We start from the raw sequence: 23,719 nt of genomic DNA, 5'->3' as shown, positions 1-23,719 counted from the left end.
CGGGCGCGTCGGGGCACAATCGCGCCTCGCCGGTTCACCTATGCTCGAAGACATGCCTCCGCAGTGGAGAAGGTTCCAGCAGGTCGCGGGTCATGTCGCGAGGAACGTCGCAAACAATGTGGTGTTCAACGAGGCGCCGAAGATCATTCGTCAGCTGCAGCAGTCGGAGAACCGGCCGCGCACGGTTCAGCAGGGCATCCAGCAGGGTCTCAAACTGGGTCTCGGCGCCGGGCTGTCGGCTCTGGCCAACGCCGCCGCGGCGAACGCGGGCCCGGCCGCGCCCGCGATCGCCGCAGGCCGCCCCGTCACCGACAACAGCGTCCCGACGGCGCACCGCGCCCGGAAAGTCGTCTACGCGCCGGATCTCGACGGCCGCGCGGATCCGGGCGAGATCGTGTGGACGTGGGTGGTCTACGAGGACGACCCGACGCGCGGGAAGGACCGCCCCGTGCTGGTCGTCGGTCGCGACCGGCGCACGCTGCTCGGCCTGATGCTGTCGAGTCGGGACCACCACCGCGACGATCCGGACTGGGTCGGCATCGGCAGCGGCGCCTGGGACGACGACGGGCGTCCCAGCTGGGTGCGCCTGGACCGGGTGCTCGACGTGCCCGAGGAGGGCATCCGTCGCGAGGGCGCGATCCTCGACCGTGAACGCTTCGAGATCGTCGCGAGTCGGTTGCGCGCCGACTTCTCCTGGAGCTAGCTAGCGCGCTGACCGCCACATCGCCGTCATCGCCGGGCCGTTGTCCGGCAGGTGTATCTCGCCGGTGATCTCGAATCCGAACCGCAGGTAGTACGGCACGTTGTCGGGGTTGCTCGACTCCAGGTAGGCCGGTGCGTGGTCGGCATCGACCCGGTCAAGGCGCGACTGCATCAGGGCATGGCCGAAACCACCGCCCCGCACCGACGGATCGCTGCCGATCACGGCGAGATACCAGTGCGGCTCCTCGGGGTGGTGCTCCTTCATCAGTGCGGAGAGCTGCTGGCCGCGGGCCGACCGCGCGACCCCCATCGCCCACAGAAAGCCCGGCAGCATCCGCAGCTCCTCGCGTTGGGTCTGCTTCCAGCGGCCGGGCGGATCCCACAGCGCCGCCGCGCCAATGCCGTCGCGGGTGGCGACCTCGGTGCCGCCGCCGGCGAGGAAGTGGTGACGGGTCATCGTGGCGAACATCCGCGGCAGCGCGCGGGCCCGACGGCGCGGGTCGGGCGCCATCCACGCCATCACCGGATCGTCCTGGAAGGCGCGGCCGAGGGTGCGGCTCAGCTGCCGGATGTCGGACCGGGAAGCGGGACGCACGTCGACGGCTGCCACGGACTCACCTTTGCACACCCGACCCGTCGGGGGCCGGGTCAGCCGCGGGTGATGTAGGCCTGCAGGTGTTCCTGTTCGGTCTGCAGGTACTCCATCCGGACCTTGACGACGTCGCCGATGCTGACGATCCCGGCCAGCCTGCCGTCCACCACCACCGGCACGTGGCGCACCCGGTTGTTCGTCATCACCGCGGACAGATCGTCGACCGGGTCCTCAGGAGTGCAGGTGACCACCAGAGCGGTCATGATCTCCGACACCGGCCGGCGCAGCAGGTCGGCGCCGCGTTCGTGCAGACTGCGAACAACGTCACGCTCGGACACCATGCCGACCACCCCGCCGTCGGCGCCGACGACGACCATGGCGCCGATGTTGTGCGTGGCGAGCTCGGCCAGCAGACCGGTCACCGTGGTGGTCTCGGTGACCGTGGCCACCATCGCCCCTTTGCTGCGCAATACGTCCGCGATCCGCATGGACCCTCCCGTGTGACTCAGCTCACACCAGGTTAGGTCGCCGGCGCTGGCCGCGGAACGAAAGCGCGGATGTTCCCAATCCGACCAAATCCAACGAGCGGTGAGCTAGGTATGGGCACATGATCGAAGTGACTCTGCTCGGCACCGGCAGCCCCATTCCCGATCCGCGGAGGGCCGGACCCTCCACCCTCGTGCGCGCGGGCGGGCAGACGTTCCTCGCCGACTGCGGCCGCGGCGTCCAGCAGCGGATGGCCGCGGTCGGGGTGAGCGCCACCCAACTGTCGGCGCTGCTGCTCACCCACCTGCACAGTGATCACATCGCCGACCTCGGCGACGTGATCATCACGCGCTGGGTGTCGAACTTCGATCAGGACCTGCCCCCGCTGCCCATCATCGGCCCACCCGGCACCGCCGAGGTCGTGGAGAACATGTTGAAGGCGTTCAGCTTCGACATCGGCTACCGCATCGCACACCACGACGACCTGACGACGCCGCCACCGGTCGAGGTGGAGGAGGTCACCGACGGAGTGGTGTGGGGACGCGACGAGGTGTCGATCAGCGTGGGCCCCACCGACCACCGGCCAGTGACCCCGACGATCGGTTTCCGTATCGAACACCACGGGGCTTCGGTGGTGCTGGCCGGTGACACCGTGCCGTGCGCCAGCCTCGACGCGCTGGCCGACGGCGCAGGCGCGCTGGTGCACACCGTGATCCGCCACGACCTCGTGGAACGCCTTCCGCAGCAACGGATCCGGGACATCTGCGACTACCACTCGTCGGTAGAGCAGGCCGCGGCCACCGCGGAGCGCGCCGGCGTGGGCATCCTCGTGCTGACGCACTACGTGCCCGCGATCGCCCCGGGCCAGGAGCAGGAGTGGCGCGCGCTGGCGGCGTCGGTGTTCCCCCGCCAGATCGAACTGGGCGACGATCTGCACCGCGTCGAGGTGCACCCCGGGGTGTCGGTCAGGCCAGCCGGGTGATCTCCACGACGACGTCCAGGTCGGTCGACCCCTCGCCGGAGTAGATGCCCTTCAACGGGGAGACGTCGTCGTAGTCCCGTCCGACGCCCACGCTGACGTACTGCTCGTTGATCGCCTTGTCGTTGGTGGGGTCGTAATGCCACCAGCCGCCGGTCCAGGCCTGCACCCAGGCGTGGCTCTGCCCGTCGATGGTGTCACCGACGGCGGCCTCCCGGTCCGGATGCAGATACCCCGACACATAGCGCGAGGGAATTCCCATGCTGCGCAACAGAATCAGCGTCAGATGCGCGAAGTCCTGGCAGACGCCCTTGCCCTCGCGGTGCGCGTCGAGGCCCGACGAGTGCACGCCGGTGGTGCCCGGCACGTACTCCAGCTCGCTGTGCACCCAGTTCGCCGCGGCGGTGACGGCTTCGTGCGGTTCGTGGTACTTGGCGATCCGCTCCCCCACCCGGGCGATCCGCTTGCTGTACGGGGTGAAGTGTGCGGGGGTGATCAGTTCGTCGAACCGGTCGACGACGGCCGGTCCGCGCAGGTCGTCCCAGGTGATGGGCTCTTCGGGCGCCTGGTCGACGTCGGTCTCGACCACGGAGAAGGCCGTCACCTCGAGTTCGGTGTGCGGAGCGTGCAGGTCGAACGCGGTGACCGCGGTGCCCCAGTAGTCGACGTAGCGGTACTGCCGGGTGGCCGGCGCCGTCTCGATCCGGTTGAGGATGACGTTCTGCCGGTTGTCCGACCGCGGCGTCAGCCGCGCCTCGTTGAACGATGCGGTCACCGGCGACTTGTAGGCGTATCCCGTCGCGTGCACCACGCGCATGCGCCACATGATCAGATCTCACCTTCCTCGATCACCGACGTGTTGCGGCCGGCATCAGTCCACGCCACCCACGGCGCCGAGTAGAAGAACTGCAGCGCCAGCGCTTCGCTGACGTCGTAACAGGTCTGCTGCAGACCGGCCAGCCGCGCCTCGAGCGATTCGAGCAGCACACCGGGCTGGAGGAACTCCAACTCGCTGCGCGCGCGGCCGAGCAGACGCTGGGCTTCGACCGTCGCGCCCAGCCGGTTGTGCGGACGATTGAGCAGCTCGTCGATGCTGTGCTCGGCCAACCGCAGCGAGTAGAAGATCGACCGCGGGAACAGCCGGTCGAGCAGCATGAACTCCACGACCCGCCCGGCGTCGAGGACGCCGCGGTAGGTGCGCAGATAGGTGTCGTGAGCGCCCGCGGAGCGCAGGAGCGTCACCCACGCCGGGGACGAACCGCTGTCGCCGACGCGCGACAGCAGCAGCCGCACCGTCATGTCGACCCGTTCGATGGCACGCCCGAGCACCATGAACCGGTAGCCGTCGTCACGCGAGAGCGTCGAGTCGGCCAGACCCGCGAACATCGCGGCCCGGCCCTCCACGTACGAGAGGAACTCGTGCGGGCCGAGGCGTTTGGCGGCACGTTCGCGCTCGGGCAGCTCGTTGTAGGTGGTGTTCAGGCATTCCCAGATCTCCGACGACGTGACTTCGCGTGCGCCACGGGCGTTCTCGCGGGCTGCGGAGATCGCGTCGACGATCGACATACCGCCGGACGAGTCGCGCGTGAACGCCACCCGGTCGGACAGCGACCACACGTCCAGGGCATGTTCGGGCGCCTCCATCCCCAGCACCCGCAGCAGCGTCCGCGACGCCCAGTCGGGGTCGACGCTGGAGTCCTCGAGCAGTTGGTGCACCGTGACGTCGAGGATCCGGGCGGTGTCGTCGGCCCGTTCCACATAGCGCCCGATCCAGTAGAGCGATTCGGCGTTGCGTGCCAGCATCAGTTCACCGCCTCACTGCTGTTGCTGCTGTTGCTGCTGCTGTTGATCGAGCGTGTACTGCGATTCGCCGTTCTTCTCGGCTTTACCGCCCTTCGTCGCGCCGGGCAGCGAGCGCACCACCTCCGCGGCCGCGAGTTCCCTGTCGGCGGCCGAGGTGCGCGAGGCCAGCACCCAGGTGTCCTTGGACCCGCCGCCCTGGCTGGAGTTCACCACCAGCGATCCCTCCGGCAGCGCGACGCGGGTGAGTCCGCCGGGCAGCACCCACACGTCGTCGCCGTCGTTGACCGCGAACGGCCGCAGGTCGACGTGGCGGGGTACGAGTTTGTCGCCGATCTGGGTCGGGACGGTGGACAGCTGCATCACCGGTTGGGCGATCCAGCCGCGCGGATCGCTGCGGATCTTCTTGCAGATCGTGTTGAGTTCCTTGCCCGACGCGTCGGGGCCGAACACGATGCCGTAGCCGCCGGAACCCTCGACGGGCTTTATCACCAGTTCGGCGACCCGGTCGAGCACCTCCTCGCGCTCCTCGTCGAGCCAGCAGCGGTAGGTGTCGACGTTGGCCAGCAGGGGCTTCTCGCCGAGGTAGTACTCGATGATGGTCGGCACGTAGGTGTAGACGAGTTTGTCGTCACCGACGCCGTTGCCGACGGCGCTGGAGATCACGACGTTGCCGGCGCGCGCCGCGTTGAGCAGCCCGGCGACGCCGAGTACGGAATCCGGCCGGAAGTGCATCGGGTCGAGGTAGGCGTCATCGATGCGGCGGTAGATGACGTCGACCTGGCGTTCACCTTCGGTGGTGCGCATGTAGACGGTGTTGTCGCGGCAGAACAGGTCGCGGCCCTCGACGAGCTCGACCCCCATTTGCCGGGCCAGCAGTGAATGCTCGAAGTACGCCGAGTTGTAGACCCCGGGGGTCAGCACCACCACGGTCGGATCGGCCTCGTTGGAGGCGGCGGCGTTGCGCAGCGCCCGCAGCAGGTGCGATGGGTAGTCGCCGACGGCCCGCACCCGGTGGGTGGCGAACAGGTTCGGGAAGACGCGCGCCATCGTGCGGCGGTTCTCCATCACGTAGGACACGCCCGACGGCGAGCGCAGGTTGTCCTCCAGGACGCGGAAGTCGCCCTTGTCGTCGCGGATCAGGTCGATGCCGGCCACGTGGATGCGCACACCGTTGGGCGGGACGATGCCGGCGGCCTCGCGGTGGAAGTGCTCACACGAGGTCACCAGCCGGCGCGGGATGACGCCGTCACGCAGAATCTCCTGCTCGCCGTAGATGTCGTCGAGGTACATCTCCAGTGCCCGCACGCGCTGGGTGATGCCGCGCTCGAGGCGGGTCCACTCGGCGGCGGAGATGACGCGTGGCACCAGGTCCAGCGGCAGCGGTCGTTCCTTCCCCGACAGCGAGAAGGTGATGCCCTGGTTGATGAAGGCGCGGTCGAGGGCCTCGGTGCGCGCGGCGAGCTCGGAGGCGTCCGAGGGCGCCATCTCGGCGAAGATGTTCTTGTAGGGGCCGCGGACGTTGCCCTGGGCGTCGAACATCTCGTCGAATGCCTTGTCGTAGCCGCCGACGCGGTTGTACCCGTCGAAGACGCCCTCGTGGGGCTGGGCTTTGGCGCTGCCCGTGCGCGACGATCGAGCGGTGGCGTTCGGCGGTGCGCTGGGCACGGTGCGGGCGGTCACGCCACCACTTTGCCTGACGAGGTGTATTCCGGCAGGCCAGGGGCGCTCGCTTTGGGAGATTCGTGACCGCGCTGGTACCCTGAACAGTCGCTGCCCGCCGACTTCGCGCGGGCCGAATGACTCTTTGCACGCACACCCCGAGATCGCACATCTCCGAGAACGACGAAGGACAGCTCTACGTGGCCAACATCAAGTCGCAGGAAAAGCGCATCCGCACCAACGAGCGCCGCCGGCTCCGCAACCAGTCGGTGAAGTCCTCGCTGCGCACCGCCGTGCGTCACTTCCGCGAGGCCGTCGAGACCGGCGACAAGGACAAGGCCGCCGAGCTGCTCACCGCCACCAGCCGCCAGCTGGACAAGGCCGCCAGCAAGGGCGTCATCCACAAGAACCAGGCTGCCAACAAGAAGTCGGCCCTGGCGCTCGCGCTCAACAAGCTCTGAGCTTTCCGGTCCTCGTGACCGTCAGTCGCTGACCAGTTCGGCCACGCGGCGCACCGCTGACTCGAGCGCGTAATCGGCATCCGCCGCCACCCCCTTGACGTCCGCATTGAGCGCCGCCACCACCCGGATTGCCTCGGCCACCGACCCCCGCGACCACCGTCGCGCCTGTTTCTGGGCTTTCTGCACCCGCCACGGCGGCATCCCGATCTCACCGGCCAGCCGGTAGGGGTCCCCGGACAGCGGGCCGACGCGGGCGATGGTGTGCACCGCCTCGGCGAGGGCGTCGGCCAGCACCACCAGCGGCTCCCCGCTGATCATCGCCCAGCGCAGCGCCTCCGTCGCCCCCGCGACGTCCCCGGCCACCGCCTTGTCGGCGATGTCGAATCCCTTCACCTCGGCCCGGCCCGAGTGATAGCGACGCACCGCGGCCGGGTTCACCTCACCGGCGGTGTCGGCGACCAATTGCGAACACACCGCGGCCAGTTCGCGGATGTCGGATCCGACGGCGTCGAGTACGGCGGTGACGGTGTCGTCGGAGACCTTCACCTTGGCGGCACGGAATTCCCGGCGCACGAAATCGGCCCGCTCCGCGGCCTTGGTGATCTTCGCGCACGGATGGACTTCGGCGCCGAGCTTCTTGAGCTGATCGGCCAGTGCCTTCGCGCGGCCGCCGCCGGAGTGCACGACCACGAGCATCGTGCCCGGCGGCAGATCCGCCGCGGCGTCCGCGATCAGCGCCACGGCGTCCTTACCCGCTTCGGCGGCGGCTTCGAGCACCACCACCCGTTCGTCGGAGAACAGCGACGGGCTCAGCAGCTCGGCCAGTTCGCTGGTGCTGACCTCCCCCGCCCGCAGCCGGTTCACCGGCACGTCGGCGGTGCCCGCGAGCTTGCGCGCCGCCCGCAGCACGTCCGCCACCGCACGCTCGACCAGCAGTTCCTCGTCTCCCAGCACGAGATGGAGACCATCGATCGATCCGCTCACCCGCCGATCGTGCCACGCCGGACCGACAGCGCCGCCCGCAGTGCCTCCTCCGCCGAACCCGAGATCGCCCACGCCAGGACGCACACCCCCGCACCGGCCGCGATCATCCGTGTCGACCGTCGGCCCCAGAGCGCTACGACGGCCCCGGTGCCCAGCGTCACCACCGCCAGCCCCGCCCAGCCCGACGGCACCGGTAACACCGCGCCGGGCACCGCGGCCGCCCATTCGGCCACCCGCAGCAGCCACCACAGCTGCGGTCCGGTGAACCGGATGAGCAGCCGCGCCCCGGCGGGCCAGAACGGACCCAGCGCGGCCGCCGCGGTGCCGACCACGGTGATGGGCGGAATGACCGCGGCGACAGCGAGATTCGCCGCCACCCCGACGAGGCTGACCGCACCGGAGATCGCAGCGACCAACGGCGCCGTCACCAGTTGCGCCGCAACCGCGACCGCGACGGCGTCGGCCACGGGTTTCGGCCATCCGCGCCCGGTCAGCCGCGCCGACCAGACCGGGGCGACGACCACCAGCCCGGCCGTCGCCGTCACCGACAGGGCGAACCCCGCGTCGACCGCCAGTTCCGGCGCGGCGACCAGCAGGAACAGCACACTGGCCGATAGCGCCGGGATCGCCTGCCGACGGCGGTGTGACAGCACCGCGAGCAGCGTGACGGCCCCCATCACCGCCGCCCGCAGCACGCTCGCCGACGGCTGCACCACGATCACGAACGCGACGAGGGCAGCCGCGGCGAGCACGGTCGCCGCGCGCGGACCGATCAGTCCGGCGCTGAGCAGCACCGCACCGCACACGATGGTCACGTTCGCGCCCGAGACGGCCGTCAGGTGGGTCAGGCCGGCCGCTCGAAAGTCGGCGACCGTGCCGGCAGGCACCGTCGAGGTGTCCCCGAGCACCAGTGCGGGCAGCATCGCCGCCTGATCGGCGGGCAGCACGCCGCGCGCCGCGTCGGCGTATCCCGTCCGCACCGCGTGGGCCATCCGCTGCACCCGGGATGCGGTGCCGAGCGTCGGCTCACCAGTGGCCGAGAGCGCCGCGACGGTGAGGTCGCGCCGGTTCGGCCGGTTGACCTGGGCGCGGAACGTGGCCGGGCGGCCCACGCTCAGCTCCCCGAAGCGTGCAGCCGATGCGAAAACCACCACACGGCCGGAGGATTCGATCCCGTCGAGCTGTCGCAGGCCGCCGCGGAACATCAGGCGTCCGCCGCCGAGAGGACGCGGGCTGTCGGTCGGGATGACGGTGACCGTCGCGGAGGTGCCGTACCGCGTCGTGATCGGGTGCTCGCGCGCCTGCCCCGTACGCACCGTGATGGCCAGTGCGAACGCCGCGCCGAGGACCGCGACCGCCAGCAGGCCACCGGCCGCGCCCCGCAGCGCCGCCGCCACGGACTTCTCGCGCTCGGCCCAGCACGCCACCGCCGCGGTGCTCCCCACACCTCCCAGCAGCACCAGCACCGCGGCCCCGCCGCCGCCCAGGATGCCCGCGGCGGTGACAGCCCAGCCGGTCAACGCCGCAGGCACCAGGCGCAGATCGAGCCGGCGGGGGTCCCCCGGCGCGGTCACACATGGACCAGATCGCGCAGCTTGGCCAGCCGCGCCGGGCCGATGCCGTCGACTTCGCCGAGCTGGTCGACACTGCTGAAGGGGCCGTTGGCATCCCGCCAGGCCACGATGGCCGCCGCCGTCACCGGGCCGACCCCTGGCAGCGTGTCCAGTTGCTCGAGGGTGGCGGTGTTGAGGTTCACCGGCTCACCGGGAGCGCCCGCGGCCGGACCCGACGCCGGCGCGCCGGCCGGACCGGGACCCGCGGCTTCGGCCGATCCACTGGTCGAACTGCCCATCGTCGGCGGCTGACCGGGCGCCGGGGCGAGCCCCACGATGATCTGTTCGCCGTCGGTCAGCTTGCGCGCCATGTTGAGGCCGATCAGATCGGCACCCGCTGTCGTGCCGCCGGCAGCCTCGATCGCGTCGGCGATGCGCGCCCCCGCCGAAAGGGTCACCAACCCCGGTTTGTGCACCAGCCCGACGACGCTGACCACCACCTGCGCCTCGGCCCCGGGCGCCGTCGGTGTCCCCGATGCCGACGAGATCATCTGCACTTCGGGCAGATTCGCCGAGGCCACCGGTGGCGGACTGTCGCGCCAGACCGTGAACACCGTGACCAGCACGGCCACCGCGCCCAGGACCGCGAGGCCGATCACCCCCGCACGGCCCGGATCGGCGCGAGCCGCGGCCAGCCAGTCCGGCCGGCGCGACGATGCCGACGCCGCGGCGGTATCGGGCAACCAGCGCGACAGCGCGGTATCCGACCGCGCGGTGTCCGATCGCGTGGTGTCGCGTTCGGGTTCGTCGTCGCCCAGTCTGCGCTGCAGCCGCTCGGCCGGTTCTTCGGTCCGCATGAGCCTGACGGTAGGACCGGCCGCCGTCGAAACCCCGCCCGATGATGGACCCGGCGGCGTGCCTGTGGATGAACCGGCGCCTGTGGACAACCGCGGCGCATAGTGTCTACTGCGCACACAGAACTCGACGAGGAGGCCCACCCGTGACCGGATCGACGCACCGCCCCCTTCGCGTGATCCAGTGGACGACCGGCAACATCGGCCGTCGCTCGCTGCACGCGATCATCGGTCGCGACGACATGGAGTTGGTCGGGGTCTACGCCCACGGCGCCCACAAGGTCGGCCTCGACGCCGCGGAGCTGTCCGGGTGGCCTGAACCCACCGGCGTCACCGCCACCGACGACATCGACGCGCTGATCGCGCTGCGCCCGGACGCGTGCTGCTACAACCCGCTCTGGCCGGACATCGACGAGCTGGTCCGCTTGCTGGAGGCGGGCGTGAACGTGTGCTCGAGCGCAGCCTGGATCACCGGCGGCAAGCAGTCACCCGAGGACCTCGAGCGCATCGGATCTGCCTGCGCTGCGGGCAATTCGACCATCTTCGGCAACGGCGCCCACCCCGGGATGACGAACATGGTCGGCATGGTGCTGTCCGGGGCGTGCGAGCGGGTCGAAGAGATCCGTATCACCGAGTCGGTGGACTGCTCGACCTACGAGTCCGCGGGCACCCAGACCGCGATGGGCTTCTCCCAGGATCCGGACACCCCCGGGTTGGCCGAGAGCGTGCGCCGCGAGAGCGAGGTGTTCGCGGAGTCGGCGGCGATGATGGCCGACGCGATCGGCGCCGATCTGGACCGGATTACCTTCGACGTCGAGTTCACCACCGCCACCGGCGATTCCGACCTCGGCTTCATGACGATCCCGGCGGGCACGGTCGCCGGGGTGTACGGCTACCACCGGGGCTGGGTCGGCGACCGCAACGTCGTCAGCGTCGGGTTCAACTGGACCATGGGTGATCACGTCACCCCGCCGAAGCCCCTCGAGCACGGTCACGTGATCCAGGTGTTCGGGCTGCCCAACATGCGCACGGTGCTGCACTGTCTGCCGCCCCGCGACTGGACCGAGCCCGGTTTCATGGGTCTCGGCATGATCTACACGGCGATGCCGGTGACCAACGCCGTACCCGCGGTCGTGGCAGCTGCGCCGGGCATCGTGACGCTCAAGGACCTACCGCCGGTCACCGGCCGCGTCGCGACGGCCTGAGGAGGTCGGTTCCTGCCACGCGACGGTCAATCACTGCCACCTGGATGAAAACCGTTGACCTGCTGGTTGAGCAGATCAGAACGCCAGAACATCTCCAGACAAAGAGGCAGAGACATGAACGCTTTCGGAATCGCGACCATCACCGCCGGAGCTCTCGCCACCGCCGTCATCGGCCTGGCCGCCCCGGCCGCCGCCGCCCCGTCCGGCTCCGGTAACGCCCAGGACGCCATCGCCCAACTCGACGACCGCGGCTACACGGTCCGCGTCACCCAGCAGGGCATGAACAAGCCGCTGGATCAGTCCAGCATCGTGTCGGTCCGCTACGACAACAACCGGCGGATCGTGTACGTCACCACCCGCTGACACCGCACTTGATGAGCATGGGGCGCCCCTTCCCCCGGGGGCGCCCCATTTTCGTGTCCGCAGCGGACTCAGTCCGCGAGGCTGACGCATACGCCGACGGCGCCCGCACCGAGATGGACGGACAGCACCGGACCCATGTCCGTCACGGTGAGCGCCTCGATCTGCGGCAGGCGTTCGGTCAGGGCCGCCCCGAGCGCGTCGGCGGCGTCGTGGTTGTCGACGTGGTGCACCGCGACCGCGGCCCGCCGGTCCCCGATCACCTCGACGACCTGGTCCACCAGCGCGGCGTGCGCCTTCGACGCGGTGCGGATCCGCTGCGCCAGCACCAGCCGTCCGTCGACGTCGAGCTGTAGCAGCGGTTTGAGTGCCAACGCGGTGCCCAGCCGGGACGCCGTCGAACCGATGCGGCCGCCGCGACGCAGATTGTCCAGCCGGTGCACGACGATGAACGCCCGCCCGCGGCCGACCGCGACGCGCGCCGCAGCCTCGACGTCGTCGAGCTCGGCGTCCTGGGCGGCCTGGCGGGCGGCGGCCAGGGCGACGAAGCCGACACCCATCGCCGCGGACCGTGAGTTGACCACCCGTACCGCGGAGCCGAATTCCCGGGCCGCGACCACCGCTGAACTGAGCGTGCTCGACAGCGCCGCCGAGAGGTGCACGGCCACCACACCGTCGCCGCCGCTGTCGGCAAGCGCCCGCCGGTAGGCGTCGGTCAGCTCCGCCGGGGTGGCCCCGGCGGTGGTGACGTGGGGGCGCTCGTGCAGATCGTGGGGCAGCGCGTCGATCCCGTCACGCAGATCGGCGCCGTCGACGAGGACGTGCAGCGGCACTTGCCGAATGTCGAAGCGCGCCAGGTCTTCAGACGGCAACCGCGACGACGCGTCGGTGACGACGATCACCGCCACGGTCAGCTCTCCTCGGCCGCCGACGGCACACCGGCTTCGGCGAGCGCCTTGAGCATCAGCTCCGCCACGGCCTCGTGTGCCTCGAAGTTCCAGTGGATGCCGTCGGGGTTACCCCGCCCGGAGAGCACGTGTTCGGCGACGGCGGCCTTGAGGTCGACCAGCGGGACGTCGTGGGCCTGTGCCCATTCGGTGAGCGCACGCACCGTGCCGGTTCGGCCGTGGTGGGCCTTGCCGTACGTCTCGGCGATGTGCACCGACGGCAGAGACGCGACGATCGGAATGCCGGGCCGGTTGAAATCGATCGCACCGCGAGTCATTTCGAGGTACTCGGCGCTCAGGTGCGGAGGCAGCGCCGACGACGCGACCGGAGAGAGCCGCGGCTGCACCCAGCCGTAGCCGTCGCGCACCCAGCGGCGCAGCCACGGCGGACGCACGTAGCGGATGAGCTCACGTAGGGCGGTGGGCAGCGGTGACGGCAGCGAATCCATTCCGCCCGTGGCGAAGACGACCGCCCCGGCGCGGGGCAGCGCGGCCCAGGCGCGCGGATCCTGCGTTGCCGCCCACCAGACGTCCCGACACGTCCAGCCGATGCGACCGATCAACTCGAGATCCCAGTCCAGTTGCCGGGCAACGATGTTGGGCCAGATGCGCGGATCGTCGGACGGCAGCCCGCCGGTGGGGCCGTAGTAGGCCAGAGAGTCGGCGAAGACCAGGAGGGTCCTCCTCTCAGAGGACGTCATGGCCGACCTGCGCCGAGGCGTTCCACACATCCAATCGCCACCGGATGCCGTCCAGGGGCGCATCCGCTCCGCCGTGGCCGGACAGCTGCACCCAGCTCGCGTTGCCCATCCCGCCCAGCACCGGCCAGGTGTCGACGGGCAGGCCCAACAGGTCGGCGGTCAGTGCCGCGATCAGCCCGCCGTGGGCCACCAGGACCACTGGGCGGTCCTGGCCGCCGTCGGCGTCTGCCCCCCAGTCGGGTTGGGCGGCCACCAGTTCGGCGACCAGCGGCCGACTGCGGGCCGCGACGTCCACGCGGCTCTCGCCGCCATGCGGCGCCCACCGGGCGTCGTCCCGCCACGCCAGCCGGGCGCCGGGGGCGACGGCGTCGACCTCGAGGTGTGTCATGCCCTGCCAGTCCCCCAGATGGGTCTCGCGCAGCCGGGTGTCCACGTCCACCGCCAGACCCGTCCGCTCGCCGAGCGCCGTCGCGGTGTCCAGGGCGCGGCGCAGATCCGAGGAGACGATCAGCAGCGGGTGGCGCTTGGCCAGCGCCTCGGCAGCCACGACCGCCTGTTCGCGTCCGAGGTCGGACAGATCGGTGTCCAGCTGACCCTGCATGCGGCGGCCCGCGTTGAACTCGGTCTGGCCGTGCCGCAGCATGACCAGGCGGCGAACCCTCACGCCTGCTCGTCCTCATCTGAATCTCTTCGCGCAAGCGGCTCATCGGCATCCACCGGGACGACCGGGCAGTCCCGCCACAGCCGGTCCAGCGCGTAGAAGTTGCGCTCATCCTGGTGCTGGATGTGCACCACGATGTCGACGTAGTCGAGCAGCGTCCAGCGGCCCTCGCGGGTGCCCTCCCGGCGGGCCGGTTTGTGCCCGGCCAGCCGCATCTTCTCCTCGACCTCGTCGACGATCGCGTTGACCTGGCGTTCGTTGGACGCCGAGGCGATGACGAAGCAGTCGGTGATCACGAGCTGTCCGGAGACGTCGATCACCACCACGTCGTCGGCGAGTTTCGACGACGCCGCGCGGGCGGCGATCGTCGACATCTGGATGGCTTCGTCGGTGGCGGTCATAGCGGTGCGTCCTCGGTGAGCGGTGGGGAGAGATAGAGCCTGCGCTTGGCCACGTACTGCACGACGCCGTCGGGCACGAGGTACCAGATCGGCCGCTCCTCGGCGGCGCGTTTGCGGCAGTCGCTCGACGAGATGGCCAGCGCCGGCACCTCGACCAACGACAGCGCCTCCGGCGGAAGTTCCCGCATGGCGGCGGAGATGTGTTTGCCGTCGAGTTCGTAGCCCGGCCTGCTGACCCCGACGAACCGGGCGATGGAGAACATCTCCTCCCAGTTCTGCCAGGACAGGATCGAGGCCAGCGCGTCGGCGCCGGTGATGAAGTACAACTCGGCGTCGGGGTTGAGTGCGCGCAGGTCGCGCAGGGTGTCCTTGGTGTAGGTGGGCCCGCCGCGGTCGATGTCGACCCGGCTGACGGAGAACCGCGGGTTGGCGGCCGTGGCGATCACGGTCATCAGGTAGCGGTCCTCGGCGGCGGTGACCATCCGGTTGTGCTTCTGCCAGGGCTGACCCGTAGGGACGAACACCACCTCGTCCAGGTCGAACAGATCGGCCACCTCGCTGGCCGCGACCAGGTGCCCGTTGTGGACGGGATCGAACGTCCCGCCCATCACGCCGAGCCGCCGAGGTGGGGATTGCACGAATAGCGAGCTTACGGCAGGCCGGGCCCGGGTCAGATGGGCAGCAGCTGGTCGATCACCCCGGCGAGCTGCTTGGCCGAGCGGCATTCGTGCATCGTGATCACGTCGGTGTAGCGCGGTACGGCCGAATCACCGCTGCCCCACAGATGCAGCGGCTCCGGGTTCAGCCAGTGCGCGTGCCTGCTGGCGTTGACCATGCGGGCCAGCAGCTCGGTCTCGGGGTTGCGGTAGTTGTTGCGGCCGTCGCCGAGGATCAGCAGCGAACTGCGCGGCGACAGCGCGGTCGGATACTTGTGCAGGAACGACACGAACGCGTTGCCGTAGTCCGAGTGGCCGTCGCGGGTGTAGACGCCCGCCTCGCGGGTGATGCGCTGCACGGCGACCGCGAGATCCGCGTCGGGACCGAACAGTGCGGTCACCTCGTCGGTGGTGTCGATGAAGGCGAACACGCGGACCCGGCTGAACTGCTGCCGCAACGCATGCACCAACATCAGCGTGAAGTGACTGAACCCGGCGACCGACCCGGACACGTCGCAGAGCACCACGAGCTCCGGGCGCGCCGGATGCGGCTTCTTGAGCACGACGTCGATCGGCACGCCGCCGGTCGACATCGACTTGCGCAGCGTCTTGCGCAGGTCGATCTCCCCGGCGCGGGAGCGACGGCGGCGGGCCGCCAGCCGCGTGGCCAGCGTGCGGGCCAGCGGTGCGACCACCCGGCGCATCTGGCGCAGCTGCTCCCCCGACGCGCGCAGGAACTCGACGTTCTCGGCGAGCTGCGGCACCCCGTAGGTCTGGACGTGCTCGCGGCCGAGCCGCTCGGCGGTGCGCCGTTTCGTCTCATTCTCGACCATCTTGCGTAGCTGCGTGATCCGCTGCGCGGCAATGGCTTTGGCGATCTGCTCCTGGGTGGGGGTCGGCTCGTCGCCGTACGGTGCGAGCAGCCCGGCCAGCAGCCTGCCCTCCAGGTCGTCGAGATTCATCGCCTTGAGCGCCTGATACGACGAGTACGACGGTCCGCGACTCGAGTCGTAGCGACCGTAGGACTCGATGATCTTGGCGATCATCGCCGTGAGCCGCTCGTCGAGGCGGGCCAGATCGGGGTTGTCGGCGAGGAGTTCCAGCAGTGCGCTGCGCATCGCCTCGACGTCCTCGGCCGGCAATCCCGGATCATCCGAGGCGTCTTCGTCGGTGTCCTCGTCCACCAGCACGGTTCGACCACCGATCGCGGCAGGGAAGAACAGGTCGAACAGCATGTCGTAGGTCTCGCGGTGATCGGGACGACGCAGCACCGCGCAGGCGATTCCCTCCCGCAGCGCCTCACGGCTACCCAGCCCGAGGACCGACATCACCCGTCCGGCGTCGACGGTCTCCGACGGCCCCACCGAGATGCCCTGTCCGCGTAACGCTTCGACGAACTCGACCAGGTGGCCGGGTATCCCGTGCGGGGCCAGCGGCTGCTTGGGCCGGACGCGGCGGGATGACATCAGTGCTTCCCCATCAGTTCAACCGCAGCTCACCGGCGGCGCGCTGCTGATCGGACTGGTGTTTGAGCACCACCCCGAGTGTCGCGGCGATCATCGCGTCGTCGATCGTGTCCATGCCCAGCGCGAGCAGCGTGCGGCCCCAGTCGATCGTCTCGGCGACCGACGGCACCTTCTTGAGCTGCATACCGCGCAGCACGCCGATGATGCGGACCAGTTCGGCGGCCAGGTGTTCGGGCAGTTCGGGCACACGGGAGAGCAGGATGCGACGCTCCAGGTCCGGGTCGGGGAAGTCGATGTGCAGGAACAGGCAGCGGCGCTTGAGGGCCTCGGACAGTTCGCGGGTGGCGTTGGAGGTCAGCAACACGAACGGTTGCCGCTCGGCGGTGATGGTGCCGAGTTCGGGGACCGTCACCGCGAAATCGGACAGCACCTCCAGCAGCAGGCCCTCGATCTCGATGTCGGCCTTGTCGGTCTCGTCGATCAGCAGCACCGTCGGTTCCGTGCGCCGGATGGCGGTCAGCAGCGGACGCGACAGCAGGAACTCCTCGCTGAAGATGTCGGTCTTGGCCTGGTCCCAGTCGTTCGAACCGGACTGCATCCGCAGGATCTGCTTGGCGTGGTTCCACTCGTAGAGGGCGCGCGACTCGTCGACCCCCTCGTAGCACTGCAGGCGCACCAGGCCTGAACCGGTCGTCTGGGCGACGGCGCGGGCCAGCTCGGTCTTGCCGACACCGGCCGGGCCCTCGACGAGCAGGGGCTTACCCAGGCGGTCGGCCAGGAACACGGCGGTGGCCGTCGCGGTGTCGGGAAGGTACCCGGTTTCGGCGAGCCGGCGCGAGACGTCGTCGATGTCGGCGAACAGCGGTGCGGGACGTGCGGGGACGCTCAAATCACTTCATCCGATCTAGACGGGGCGGGTGTGGCCGTCGCCCCACACGATCCACTTGGTAGAGGTCAATTCCGGTAGGCCCATCGGGCCGCGGGCATGCAGCTTCTGGGTGCTGATCCCGATCTCGGCGCCGAAGCCGAACTGCTCACCGTCGGTGAACGCCGTCGACGCGTTGACCATCACCGCGGCGGCGTCGACCCGCTCGGTGAAGCGCTGCGCCGCAGCCAGATCCGTCGTCACGATGGCCTCGGTGTGCCCGGAGCCGAATTCGTTGACGTGCTCGATCGCGGCGTCTACGCCGTCGACCACGGCCAAGGCGATGTCCATCGACAGGAACTCCGCGCGCAGCTCGTCCTCGGACGGGTCGGCGTGCACGGTGACTCCGGCCTCGGTCAGCGCGCGGGTCAGCCGGGGCACCGCGTGCTCGGCGATCGCCGCGTCGACGAGGACGGATTCGGCGGCGTTGCAGACGCTGGGGCGGCGGGTCTTGGCGTTGAGCACGATCTTCTCGGCCATGTCGAGATCGGCGGCGGCGTGCACGTAGACGTGGCAGTTGCCGACGCCGGTCTCGATGGTGGGCACCTGGGCGTCGCGGACGACGGCGTCGATGAGGCCGGCGCCGCCGCGCGGGATGACCACGTCGACCAGACCGCGCGCCTGGATCAGGTGGGTGACACTGGCCCGGTCGTGGCTGGGCAACAGCTGCACCGCGTCGGGATCGACATCCTCGGCGACCAGCGCCGCACGGACCGAATCGACCAGCGCCGCATTCGACTGCGCCGCCGAGGAGCTGCCGCGCAGCAGTACGGCATTGCCGGATTTCAGCGTCAGCCCGAACGCGTCGACCGTGACGTTCGGCCTGCCCTCGTAGACGATGCCCACCACACCGAGCGGCACCCGCTGCTGGCGGAGTTGCAGACCGTTGACCAGCGTGCTGCCCCGCAGCACCTCCCCGACCGGATCGGGCAGCCCGGCGACCTGGCGCAGACCGGTGGCCACACCGTCGATGCGCTGCGGGTTGAGCGCCAGCCGGTCGAGCATGGCGGCCGGCGTTCCGGCGGCGCGCGCGGTCTCGAGATCGCGCTCGTTGGCCGCGATGATGATGTGGGCGTCCATCAGGATCCGGTCCGCGGCGGCGCGCAGGGCACGGTTCTTGACGTCGGTGGACAGGGTCGCCAGCGAGCGCGAGGCGGCGCGGGCCCGGCGGGCCGCGTCGTGCACCTGCGCACGCAGATCGGGCGCCGCGGGGGCGTGCACACTCATCCGCCCAGGATATCGGAGGTGCGCCGGTCGGGCCCCGGCGCATCCATAGCTGGGCTAGCGTTATCCGCATGGCGACGGCGCGGGTCTGCGTGGTGGGCAGCGTCAACGCCGATCTCCAGTTCACCGTCGCGGCGCTGCCGCACCCCGGCCAGACGGTGCTCGCCTCGTCGTCGTCCTGGTCCCCGGGCGGCAAGGGCGGAAATCAGGCGGTTGCCGCCGCCCGCGCCGGGGCACAGGTTTCGCTGGTCGCCGCCCTCGGTACGGACGACGCCGCGCCACGGTTGCGCGCCCACCTCGCGGGCAACGACGTCCGCCTCGACGCAGTGGCGACAGTGCCGGGGCCGAGCGGGACCGCGGTGGTGGTCGTCGACTCCGCCGCCGAGAACACGATTGTCGTCGCGCCCGGCGCCAACGGCCGGTTGACCGTCGATCCGGAACCGGTGCGTGCCGTGATCGCCCACGCCGACGTGGTGCTACTCCAGTTGGAGATCCCGTCGGCGACGGTGCTCGCCGCCGCCCGTATCGCCCGCGACGCGGGAGCGGTGGTGATGGTCAACGCGTCGCCCGCCGGCGCAGCGGCCGACGATCTGCAGACGCTGTCGCACCTCGCCGACGTGGTGGTGGTCAATGAGACCGAGGCCGCCGACTGGCGTTGGCCGGTCCCCCATCTGATCACCACCCGCGGCCCGCGCGGCGCCAGCCATCTGGCCGGCGGCGAATCCTTCGACGCCCCGGCCCCGGCGGTGGACGCGATCGACACCACCGGCGCCGGCGATGTGTTCGCCGGTGTGCTGGCCGCGCACTGGCCCGCCGGACCCGAGGACGCGTTGCGCCGGGCGTGTGTGGCCGGCGCGCTCGCCACGCTGACCCCCGGCGCGGGTGACTGTGCCCCGACTGCGGCGGCGATCGCCGACGCGATGACCCGAATGACGAGAGGACAGGAATGACGTCAGAGCAGACGATCGACCAGACACCCCGGCCGCCGGAGGGCGACTGGTTGGGCACCCACTTCCTGAAGTTCAGCCGCGAAGGCGCCTTCGGGGTGTGCACGCTCGACCGTCCCGAGGCGCGCAACGCCATGACACCGGCGATGTACTTCGGGATCAAGTACGCGGTGCGCCACGTCGACGGCGATCCGGATCTGGCGGGCCTGCTCATCACCGGCACCGGTGACGTCTTCGCCCCCGGCGGCGACATGGGCGGCGGCGGTGCGGACAACTGGTTGACGTTCGGCTCGGCGCTCGGCATGGACGCATTGCCGTTCGACACCCTGCGGCAGTCGTCGAAACCGGTGGTGGCGGCCGTCAACGGGCTCTGTCAGGGCGGCGGGATGCAGATCGCGCTGTGCGCCGACATCGCCGTGGTGAGCGATCGGGCGACGTTCCGGGTCCCGGAGCTCTACCGCGGGATCGCCGACACCTACTACAGCCACATGCTGGCCCGGCTGATCGGTCCCGTCCGCACCCGCGACCTGATGTTCACCGGCCGCACCCTCTCCGCCGCAGAAGCCCTGGATTGGGGTCTGATCGCCCGGGTGGTGCCGCACGACGAACTGATCGACACCGCGAAAGACGTTCTGGCGCAGTGCTGCCGGACCGCGCCACACGCCCGCACGGTGATCAAGTCCAGCCTCGACGACTACATCGGCCTCTACGACCGCATCGGGATGCAGGCCAGCCTGGGCGCCCCGGAGTCGATCGAGGGGTTCATGGCGTTCAAGGAACGACGCTCCCCGAACTGGGTGCATCCGGAGCTACGGATCGACGGGCGGCTCTAGCCGGCGGACGACGGGCATTGCGCGCCAACATGGTTGCGGGCACCGCTGCGAGGACCAGGAGCAGACCGCTCGCCGCAATATAGAGGTGTACGCCGGTCGCCGTGCTTGCCGGAGCGCCGTCGACGAGCACGCCGGGGATGCGCGTTGCTTCGAGCACCTCGCCGCCGCCGATGGTGAAGAGGACTGAGCCCAGCGCGCTCACCACCGAAACCAGCCCGGCGACCGAGCCCTGCCGCTCGGGCGCTTCGAGGCTGGTCGCGAGGTTGTAGCCGGAGGCGCCGATCGCGCCGGCGGCCACGCCGAGCAAGCCGCCGCAGCACATCGCCAGCGGCGGCACAGATGTGCCCGGCACCATCGCGTAGGTCGCCAGGATCCCGACGGCGATGCCGCCGAGCAGGGGTCTCGCCGGACCGATCCTGCCCGCGAGCCATCCGGCGCCGATACCGCCGAGCGCGATCCCGAGATTCGCCGCGGCGAACAGCGCGGCGACCGCCGTTCCGTCACCCAGCCCGTAGCCGAGTCCGAGCCCGGGAGGCACGTAGGCGACGATGCCGATCAGTTGCAACATGCTCCGGAACGCACCCGCCGCCAGGACCAGCACCAGCAGCGTGAGCAGCACTGGTCGGGTGAGTGCGCGGATGTCGATGATGGGCTCATTGACCCGGAGCGTGCGGAACACCCAGGCGCCCAACGCGAGGGCACCGGTCACCAGCAGAACCGTCATACCGATGGACAGCCATCCGAGATCGCCGCCGAGGCTGATGTAGGCGAGCACCGCGCCGAGGCCGCCACCGAGAAGCAGCGCGCCGACCACGTCGATGCGGCCCCGGCTGCGGACCGGTGACTCCGGGACGAGGAGGCGGACTCCGGCCGCTGCCGCGGCCGCGAGCACGGCCGCCGTGGCGAACACACCCTGGTGACCGAACGCGTCGATGACCGGCTTCATCAGGAACGGCTCGATGATCCCGACGACCGACGAGCTGGACGTCACGACCCCGATCACCGTCATCGCGACCCGGGCCGAGCAGATCCCGAGGACGAGGGCGACGGTCAGGAACACCGCGGCGAAGGCGGCGCCCTGGAGAAAACGACCCAGCAGGAAAACCCAAAGAACTGGAGCGGCAAGGCAAATCAGCGCTCCCGCGCAGGCCAGCAGGAGCGCCACGGTCAGCGTCCGGCGCCTACCGTAGACGTCGGCACACCTGGCGAACAGTGGTGACCAGACGGCGCCTGCCAGCATCGCACTCGCGTTCAGCCAGGCCGTCTGGTCGGTGCCGAAGTGGTCGAGCAGCTGAGGTACGACCATCATCGGGGACCCGATGACCACGTCGGCGAGCACGTTGGCGAGGGTGAGGACCGCCGCCCACAGGATGAGCCGCGGGGTCTCGATCATCGAGTGTCGCTCGCGTCCAGAGGACGTCGCGAGCGGCGAAGATCTCGATCGGACAGCGACAGATCGTTCGCGGCGGTGCGCAGGTGGCTCTGCAGGAGTCCGACGAGTCCGAGGTGCTGCAACAGTGGTACCGCACAGAGTTTGGCGTTTCGGCGTAGCAGCTGACCGCGGGTGCGAGCCAAGACGGTTCCGTCGGTACGCAACGCAAGGGCCTGATTCTTCGTCACGTAGTCGCGCAACCGGTGTTCGTAGGCCGCGAAAGCCGGGCCCGGTCGGTCGTGAGCGATGAGTTCACTCGCCAACACGTAGGCTCCGGCGATCGCGATGCTCGTACCCTGCCCGGACAGGAACGAAGGCGCATACGCGGCGTCACCCACGAGTGCCACGCGGCCGGAACTCCAGCGGTCCATGCGCACCTGACTGACCGTGTCGAAGTAGACGTCGTCGGCGCCGGGCAGCGTGTCGATGACTTCCCCTGTGCGCCAGTCATCTTCAGCGAAGGCTCGATGCAGCGCGTCCAGGATGCGGTCGGTGTCGTACCGGTCCACGGCACCCGGGGACGGGTGGACGAAGGTCAGGAATGCCCGCGCGGCGGCTCCGCCGGGCGTCCGCTCCACCAGTACGGTCCGTCCGGGGTGGGAGTAGAAGAAACCGGTCCCCGGATCGAACAAGTCCTTCGGCAGATCCCATATCGCCACGTACGGACCGAGGTGGTGGAGGTACCGCCCCTCCTCACCGAAGGCGAGTGCCCGGACGTTGGAGTGGATGCCGTCGGCGCCGATCACCACGTCGAACGTCGCGGGTCGACGGCGGCCGAAGGCGACGTCGACGCCCGACTCGTGCTGGGTCAGGGCGGTGATCGAGTCACCGAAGACATAATCGGTCCGCTCGGCCGTTGCCCGGTACACGATTTCGCTGAGCACGCCACGCGTCAGCTCGACATCCGCACTTCCCGATGAGGCGATCAGATTCCCGTAGTCCAACGTGCACAACCGATGTCCACGGGGGGTCAGCACGTCGACCGGCACGTGGCGGTAGCGCTGCGCCGACATCGCGTCGTACAGACCCATCCGGCGGACGACGTCGACCGCGGTCCCGCGGACGTCGACGGGGTATCCACTCGTGCGGAGTCGGTCGGCGCGTTCGACGATCGTGACGTCCCAGCCGGCCTCGGACAACCAGTACGCGAGGACGGGGCCTGCGATGCTCGCTCCGGAGATCAGTGCGGTGCGTGTCCTCATGCGTGAACCTCCGAAAGATAAGCGACAGTTGTGTTGCTTATCCGGACGGTAGCGCGCTGCGATAAGCTACGCAAGTGTCCTCTAAAACTGCGGTTGGGCAGCGGCGCCGTGGCGCCGCGCTCGAGTCCGCGATCCTGGAAGCGGGCTGGGATCAGCTGGTCGAAGCCGGCTACGAACGCTTCACCATCGATGCGGTCGCCGCGAGATCGGGATCCGCACGCTCGGTGCTGTACCGGCGCTGGCCGACCCGATTGGAGCTACTCGAAGCCGTGATCCGTCACCGGGGCGAGATCGACACGATTCCGGTGCCCGACACCGGGACGCTGCGCGGTGATGTACTGGCGATCCTGACCGATTTCAACGACCGCCGATCGCGGACCATCGGCCTGTTCGCCGCGCTGATCGGTGCGTACTTCGACGAATCGGGCAGATCACCGGATCAGTTGCGCGCACTGTTTCTTCCTGACGGGCCGAGTTCCATGGAGACGATCGTCGAGCGCGCTGTCCGCCGAGGGGAGCTCTCCGCCACACCACCGGCTCGCATCGTGAGCCTGCCGGCTGATCTGCTGCGCCACGAGCTCTTCATGACCATGGCCGGGGTCTCGCGAGACACGCTTCTCGAGATCGTCGATGACATCTTCCTGCCGCTGGCAACGGGATTCGGCAAGCACCCGTGAGGCCGGATC

The 23,719-nt window shown here is 69.9% G+C and carries 26 protein-coding genes; 8 read left to right on the top strand and 18 right to left on the bottom strand.

Going from position 1 to position 23,719, the window contains the following annotated elements; genetic code table 11:
* Nucleotides 1–40 precede the first annotated feature (40 nt).
* Nucleotides 41–703, top strand: a complete 663-nt coding sequence (locus A5757_RS21475; RefSeq protein WP_066838456.1) for a type II toxin-antitoxin system PemK/MazF family toxin — start codon at nucleotides 41–43, stop codon at nucleotides 701–703.
* Here the strand turns inward: A5757_RS21475 and A5757_RS21470 are convergent, their stop codons facing one another.
* Both A5757_RS21470 and A5757_RS21465 read right to left on the bottom strand, forming a co-directional pair.
* A complete protein-coding gene (locus A5757_RS21470; protein WP_066838793.1) occupies nucleotides 704–1,312 on the bottom strand; it encodes an N-acetyltransferase in 609 nt (202 codons plus the stop codon).
* 38 nt (nucleotides 1,313–1,350) lie between these two features.
* Complete coding sequence (locus A5757_RS21465) at nucleotides 1,351–1,782, bottom strand: CBS domain-containing protein (protein WP_066838453.1); 432 nt, start codon at nucleotides 1,780–1,782, stop codon at nucleotides 1,351–1,353.
* Nucleotides 1,783–1,901: 119 nt separating this feature from the next.
* On the opposite strand from A5757_RS21465, the gene A5757_RS21460 reads away from it, so the two are divergent.
* Entirely contained in the window at nucleotides 1,902–2,762 is an 861-nt protein-coding gene (locus tag A5757_RS21460; RefSeq protein WP_066838450.1) for a ribonuclease Z, read from the top strand.
* Here A5757_RS21460 and A5757_RS21455 read toward each other — a convergent pair.
* The 3 genes from A5757_RS21455 to A5757_RS21445 are packed head-to-tail and all read right to left on the bottom strand — an operon-like array spanning nucleotide 2,746 to nucleotide 6,101.
* Nucleotides 2,746–3,585: a transglutaminase family protein gene (locus A5757_RS21455; RefSeq protein WP_066838447.1), complete on the bottom strand. Its 840-nt coding sequence runs from the start codon at nucleotides 3,583–3,585 to the stop codon at nucleotides 2,746–2,748. The genes A5757_RS21460 and A5757_RS21455 overlap by 17 nt on opposite strands.
* A 2-nt stretch (nucleotides 3,586–3,587) precedes the next feature.
* The gene (locus A5757_RS21450; protein ID WP_066838443.1) at nucleotides 3,588–4,562 is read right to left on the bottom strand and encodes an alpha-E domain-containing protein; all 975 of its coding nucleotides are present in this window, start codon (nucleotides 4,560–4,562) and stop codon (nucleotides 3,588–3,590) included.
* Nucleotides 4,563–4,574: 12 nt separating this feature from the next.
* On the bottom strand, nucleotides 4,575–6,101 hold the full coding sequence (locus A5757_RS21445; protein ID WP_231984078.1) for a circularly permuted type 2 ATP-grasp protein: 1,527 nt from the start codon (nucleotides 6,099–6,101) through the stop codon (nucleotides 4,575–4,577).
* A 320-nt stretch (nucleotides 6,102–6,421) separates the two neighbouring features.
* Between A5757_RS21445 and rpsT the strand changes: the two genes are divergently transcribed.
* On the top strand, nucleotides 6,422–6,682 hold the full coding sequence (gene rpsT / locus A5757_RS21440; RefSeq protein WP_066838790.1) for a 30S ribosomal protein S20: 261 nt from the start codon (nucleotides 6,422–6,424) through the stop codon (nucleotides 6,680–6,682).
* Between the two features lie 21 nt (nucleotides 6,683–6,703).
* Here the strand turns inward: rpsT and holA are convergent, their stop codons facing one another.
* The 3 genes from holA to A5757_RS21425 are packed head-to-tail and all read right to left on the bottom strand — an operon-like array spanning nucleotide 6,704 to nucleotide 10,076.
* Nucleotides 6,704–7,654 carry a DNA polymerase III subunit delta gene (gene holA, locus A5757_RS21435; protein ID WP_156618648.1) on the bottom strand — a complete coding sequence of 317 codons (951 nt, stop codon included), beginning with the start codon at nucleotides 7,652–7,654 and terminating at the stop codon, nucleotides 6,704–6,706.
* Nucleotides 7,655–7,662: 8 nt separating this feature from the next.
* Nucleotides 7,663–9,240 carry a ComEC/Rec2 family competence protein gene (locus A5757_RS21430; protein ID WP_066838439.1) on the bottom strand — a complete coding sequence of 526 codons (1,578 nt, stop codon included), beginning with the start codon at nucleotides 9,238–9,240 and terminating at the stop codon, nucleotides 7,663–7,665.
* The gene (locus A5757_RS21425; RefSeq protein WP_066838436.1) at nucleotides 9,237–10,076 is read right to left on the bottom strand and encodes a ComEA family DNA-binding protein; all 840 of its coding nucleotides are present in this window, start codon (nucleotides 10,074–10,076) and stop codon (nucleotides 9,237–9,239) included. Before A5757_RS21425 ends, A5757_RS21430 begins: the two co-directional genes overlap by 4 nt.
* A 143-nt stretch (nucleotides 10,077–10,219) precedes the next feature.
* Here A5757_RS21425 and A5757_RS21420 point away from each other — a divergent pair, with 143 nt between their 5' ends.
* Together A5757_RS21420 and A5757_RS21415 are read left to right on the top strand one after the other, a co-directional pair.
* Nucleotides 10,220–11,278 carry a dihydrodipicolinate reductase gene (locus A5757_RS21420; protein ID WP_066838433.1) on the top strand — a complete coding sequence of 353 codons (1,059 nt, stop codon included), beginning with the start codon at nucleotides 10,220–10,222 and terminating at the stop codon, nucleotides 11,276–11,278.
* A 114-nt stretch (nucleotides 11,279–11,392) separates the two neighbouring features.
* Nucleotides 11,393–11,641, top strand: coding sequence for a hypothetical protein (locus A5757_RS21415; RefSeq protein ID WP_066838430.1), 249 nt, complete (start codon nucleotides 11,393–11,395; stop codon nucleotides 11,639–11,641).
* A gap of 68 nt (nucleotides 11,642–11,709) precedes the next feature.
* Here the strand turns inward: A5757_RS21415 and A5757_RS21410 are convergent, their stop codons facing one another.
* From A5757_RS21410 to A5757_RS21375, 8 genes are read right to left on the bottom strand one after another with little or no spacing between them, the layout of a single operon-like run.
* Nucleotides 11,710–12,546, bottom strand: a complete 837-nt coding sequence (locus A5757_RS21410) for a DegV family protein (RefSeq protein WP_066838427.1) — start codon at nucleotides 12,544–12,546, stop codon at nucleotides 11,710–11,712.
* 2 nt (nucleotides 12,547–12,548) lie between these two features.
* Nucleotides 12,549–13,286 carry a diglucosylglycerate octanoyltransferase gene (octT, locus tag A5757_RS21405; RefSeq protein ID WP_066838423.1) on the bottom strand — a complete coding sequence of 246 codons (738 nt, stop codon included), beginning with the start codon at nucleotides 13,284–13,286 and terminating at the stop codon, nucleotides 12,549–12,551.
* Complete coding sequence (gene gpgP, locus A5757_RS21400; RefSeq protein ID WP_066838419.1) at nucleotides 13,273–13,950, bottom strand: glucosyl-3-phosphoglycerate phosphatase; 678 nt, start codon at nucleotides 13,948–13,950, stop codon at nucleotides 13,273–13,275. Before gpgP ends, octT begins: the two co-directional genes overlap by 14 nt.
* On the bottom strand, nucleotides 13,947–14,348 hold the full coding sequence (rsfS, locus tag A5757_RS21395) for a ribosome silencing factor (protein ID WP_066838416.1): 402 nt from the start codon (nucleotides 14,346–14,348) through the stop codon (nucleotides 13,947–13,949). The genes gpgP and rsfS overlap by 4 nt, the downstream gene beginning before the upstream one ends.
* A complete protein-coding gene (gene nadD / locus A5757_RS21390; RefSeq protein WP_255360381.1) occupies nucleotides 14,345–14,986 on the bottom strand; it encodes a nicotinate-nucleotide adenylyltransferase in 642 nt (213 codons plus the stop codon). The genes rsfS and nadD overlap by 4 nt, the downstream gene beginning before the upstream one ends.
* Nucleotides 14,987–15,018: 32 nt before the next feature.
* The gene (locus A5757_RS21385) at nucleotides 15,019–16,470 is read right to left on the bottom strand and encodes a VWA domain-containing protein (RefSeq protein ID WP_066838413.1); all 1,452 of its coding nucleotides are present in this window, start codon (nucleotides 16,468–16,470) and stop codon (nucleotides 15,019–15,021) included.
* A 13-nt stretch (nucleotides 16,471–16,483) separates the two neighbouring features.
* Nucleotides 16,484–17,359 carry a MoxR family ATPase gene (locus A5757_RS21380; RefSeq protein WP_066838410.1) on the bottom strand — a complete coding sequence of 292 codons (876 nt, stop codon included), beginning with the start codon at nucleotides 17,357–17,359 and terminating at the stop codon, nucleotides 16,484–16,486.
* 15 nt (nucleotides 17,360–17,374) lie between these two features.
* Nucleotides 17,375–18,622 (bottom strand): glutamate-5-semialdehyde dehydrogenase, encoded by a 1,248-nt coding sequence (locus A5757_RS21375; RefSeq protein WP_066838407.1) that lies wholly within the window; start codon nucleotides 18,620–18,622, stop codon nucleotides 17,375–17,377.
* A gap of 68 nt (nucleotides 18,623–18,690) precedes the next feature.
* Between A5757_RS21375 and A5757_RS21370 the strand changes: the two genes are divergently transcribed.
* Together A5757_RS21370 and A5757_RS21365 are read left to right on the top strand one after the other, a co-directional pair.
* The gene (locus A5757_RS21370) at nucleotides 18,691–19,569 is read left to right on the top strand and encodes a ribokinase (protein WP_066838404.1); all 879 of its coding nucleotides are present in this window, start codon (nucleotides 18,691–18,693) and stop codon (nucleotides 19,567–19,569) included.
* Nucleotides 19,566–20,399 carry an enoyl-CoA hydratase/isomerase family protein gene (locus tag A5757_RS21365; protein WP_066838402.1) on the top strand — a complete coding sequence of 278 codons (834 nt, stop codon included), beginning with the start codon at nucleotides 19,566–19,568 and terminating at the stop codon, nucleotides 20,397–20,399. Before A5757_RS21370 ends, A5757_RS21365 begins: the two co-directional genes overlap by 4 nt.
* On the opposite strand, the gene A5757_RS21360 is transcribed toward A5757_RS21365, so the two are convergent.
* Nucleotides 20,338–21,792, bottom strand: coding sequence for an MFS transporter (locus A5757_RS21360; RefSeq protein ID WP_066838399.1), 1,455 nt, complete (start codon nucleotides 21,790–21,792; stop codon nucleotides 20,338–20,340). The two genes, A5757_RS21365 and A5757_RS21360, sit on opposite strands and share 62 nt — an antisense overlap.
* Nucleotides 21,789–23,033: an FAD-dependent monooxygenase gene (locus A5757_RS21355; RefSeq protein WP_066838396.1), complete on the bottom strand. Its 1,245-nt coding sequence runs from the start codon at nucleotides 23,031–23,033 to the stop codon at nucleotides 21,789–21,791. The genes A5757_RS21360 and A5757_RS21355 overlap by 4 nt, the downstream gene beginning before the upstream one ends.
* A 74-nt stretch (nucleotides 23,034–23,107) precedes the next feature.
* On the opposite strand from A5757_RS21355, the gene A5757_RS21350 reads away from it, so the two are divergent.
* A complete protein-coding gene (locus A5757_RS21350) occupies nucleotides 23,108–23,710 on the top strand; it encodes a TetR/AcrR family transcriptional regulator (RefSeq protein WP_066838393.1) in 603 nt (200 codons plus the stop codon).
* The last annotated feature ends 9 nt before the right edge of the window (nucleotides 23,711–23,719 follow it).

Source organism: Mycobacterium sp. 852013-51886_SCH5428379 (genome assembly GCF_001665575.1).
GTDB lineage: Bacteria > Actinomycetota > Actinomycetes > Mycobacteriales > Mycobacteriaceae > Mycobacterium.
This window is presented reverse-complemented; position numbering and strand designations above follow the sequence as displayed.